Source organism: Streptomyces sp. NPDC059900 (genome assembly GCF_050270335.1).
Classification (GTDB): domain Bacteria; phylum Actinomycetota; class Actinomycetes; order Streptomycetales; family Streptomycetaceae; genus Streptomyces.
In genome coordinates this window covers 1-1,560 of sequence record NZ_JBNNJZ010001045.1, presented here as the reverse complement: position 1 = coordinate 1,560, position 1,560 = coordinate 1, and the positions used below count along the sequence as shown (strand labels likewise).

At 72.3% G+C, this 1,560-nt stretch carries 1 protein-coding gene; it reads left to right on the top strand.

The window, feature by feature from the left end:
* Positions 1-71: 71 nt before the first annotated feature.
* Positions 72-1,541, top strand: a complete 1,470-nt coding sequence (locus ACQKIP_RS47040; RefSeq protein ID WP_365863684.1) for an MFS transporter — start codon at positions 72-74, stop codon at positions 1,539-1,541.
* The last annotated feature ends 19 nt before the right edge of the window (positions 1,542-1,560 follow it).

Genomic DNA, 1,560 nt, shown 5'->3' with positions numbered 1-1,560 from the left:
GCGTTTAGAGCGTCCGGAGGCCGGCCTGGTCGGCCGCGGCCGGGCGCGCCCGCCCATCGAGAGGAATCCCCATCACTGCATCGCATGCGGTCGCAGGCAGCCGGAGCAACCGGGCAGTGCTGCTCACGGTGACCTGTCTGGGCCAGTTCATGGTCCTGCTCGACAACACGATCGTCGGAGCGGCCCTGCCCGACATGCAGCACCGGCTGCACACGCAGCTGACCGGTCTGCAGTGGATCGTCGACGCGTACGTCCTGCTGGTCGCCATGCTGCTGCTGTCCGGCGGCATCTTCGCCGACCGGTTCGGCCGCAAGCGGGTGTACCTGAGCGGCGTGGCGCTCTTCACCCTCGCTTCAGTGCTGTGCGCCCTCGCGCCCTCGGTCGGCTGGCTGGTCGCCGGCCGGGTACTGCAGGGCATCGGGGCCGCGGCGCTGAGCCCTGCCTCGCTCGCCCTGCTCGCCGCCGCCTATCCCCTGCCGCAGGAACGCACCAAGGCAATCGGGCTGTGGGCCGGACTGAGCGGGATCGGCCTGGCCGCCGGTCCCGTGGCCGGCGGCGTGCTGACGCAGGCGTTCGGCTGGCCCGCCATCTTCCTGGTCAATCTGCCCATCGGCGCGCTCCTGCTGCTGGTCGGCCTGCGCCACCTGCAAGAAAGCCGCAATCCCGGTGCGCCCGCGATCGATGTCCCGGGCACGGTGCTGTCCGTGCTGGGGGTGGGGGTGCTGACCTACGCCCTGATCGAGGGCGGTGCCCGCGGCTGGACCTCACCGGTGATCCTGGGCAGCTTCGCCGCCGCGGTGCTCCTCCTGGGCGCCTTCACCGCCGTCGAGGCGCGCCGTTTAGCACCGATGCTGCCGCTGCGGCTGTTCAAGCAGCGGCTGTTCACCGTGTCCAACACCGCCATGACCGTGGTGGGGTTCGCGCTCATGGGGTCCTCGTTCTTCTTCTCCCAGTTCTTCGTGTACGTCCAGGGCAGCTCGATCCTGCGGGCCGGTCTGCAGACCCTGCCGATGTCCCTCGCCATGGTGATCGTCAGCCCGTACGCGGGCCGGCTCGCCGCCCGCTACGGCTTCCGCGGCACGGTCACCGCCGGCCTGGCCCTGGCGGGCCCGGGCCTCCTGGCGCTCGGCATGGTGCACGCCGACACCGGCTACGCGAACGTGTGGTGGCGGCTGGCCGTCATCGGCACCGGCTTCGCCCTGACCCTGTCGCCGCTGACGGCAGCCGCCATCCAGTCCGTCAGCCCGCAGGAAGGCGGCCTCGCCTCCGGCATCATCAGCACCACCCGGCAGATCGGCGCGGTGCTCGGCGTGGCGCTCCTTGGAGCCGTCGTCCGCACCCGCCAATCCGGCGGCGCCTCCTTCGAGGCCGGCCTCAACAGCGCCTTCCTCACGGCCGGCGCCGTCACCTCGGCCACCGCCGTGCTCACCGGCCTGTGGCTGACCAGGTCCACGCCCGCACACGACACCCCGGCGCCGCAGCGTTCGGCCGGCCCGGACGCGCCCACCGCCCCGGAACAGGCACCCGCCAACAGCCGCTGACACCAACTCCGCCCCGGCC